Genomic DNA, 1,054 nt, shown 5'->3' with positions numbered 1-1,054 from the left:
TTCGTTAAGTTGTGTCGTGCCTGATTAGTGGCTATTTGGCTTCACCAAGGTGCTCGATGGTAAAGGCATCATTAGTGAATACGCAGATGTTGGCAGCGATCGTTAGACCTTTTTCAACAATCTCTTGTGCTGATAGCTCGGTGTTTTCAAGTAGAGCTCTTGCGCTAGCTTGAGCGAAAGGGCCGCCAGAGCCAATTGCAATCAGGCTATCTTCAGGCTCTATTACATCGCCATTACCGGTGATGATAAGAGAGTTGTTTTCGTCTGCCACGGCAAGCAATGCTTCAAGCTTTCTGAGTGCGCGATCTGTGCGCCAGTCTTTGGCTAGCTCAACGGCAGCTTTAACAAGATTGCCTTGATGTTTCTCTAGTTGCGCTTCAAAACGTTCAAACAATGTGAAAGCATCTGCTGTGCCGCCTGCAAACCCGGCGATGACTTTGCCGTCATAGAGTCGGCGCACTTTTTTAGCGTTGCCTTTCATGATGGTGTTTCCGAGCGAAACCTGACCGTCGCCGCCAAGAGCAACTTCGCCTTCGCGGCGGACTGATAAGATGGTTGTCATGAACTTCTCCACAAAGTTTGCGTTCACCAATGCGGCCAAGTGGCTCAATTGGTGTTTTGACTAAATACTGCCAGCTGCGATTAAGCGATGTATTGCAGCAGCGAAAGTTTTTATATGGAGTCGCTTGAAGAGATATCAAGCGTTAAGAAGGCGCTTTAGCTATCTTTTTTTACTTTCTTGACGAGAGGCTGGATATTAAGAGATACAAGTTTATCCAGGGCGCTATTTAACTTACTACGGTTGGTGAATGGTCCGGTTTTAACTCGGTGCCAGACAGTACCTTTATCATTGGTAACTGTTTCAATATTGGCTTTTAAGCCCTTAAAGGCGATAGTGGCTTTTTGGCGCTCGGCATCTGCCCGGTTTTTGAATGAGCCAGTTTGAATCACATAGAAGTAGTCTTCACTGCCTGATTTTTGTTTGAAGCGATACTCTTCTACCTTCGGTGCAGTCACTGTCGATTCTGGAAGGATATCGTAAAAGTTGAAACGC

At 46.2% G+C, this 1,054-nt stretch carries 2 protein-coding genes; both read right to left on the bottom strand.

The window, feature by feature from the left end; translation table 11 throughout:
- Positions 1-31: 31 nt before the first annotated feature.
- Complete coding sequence (gene hslV, locus A3761_RS02895) at positions 32-562, bottom strand: ATP-dependent protease subunit HslV (protein WP_068509054.1); 531 nt, start codon at positions 560-562, stop codon at positions 32-34.
- 155 nt (positions 563-717) lie between these two features.
- A partial coding sequence (locus tag A3761_RS02890; protein WP_068749785.1) for an SPOR domain-containing protein occupies positions 718-1,054 on the bottom strand: 337 nt, incomplete at its 5' end.

It is taken from the genome of Oleiphilus sp. HI0123 (genome assembly GCF_001635315.1).
The sequence above is the reverse complement of the archived record's forward strand: the minus strand, read 5'-3'. Positions and strand labels throughout refer to the sequence as shown.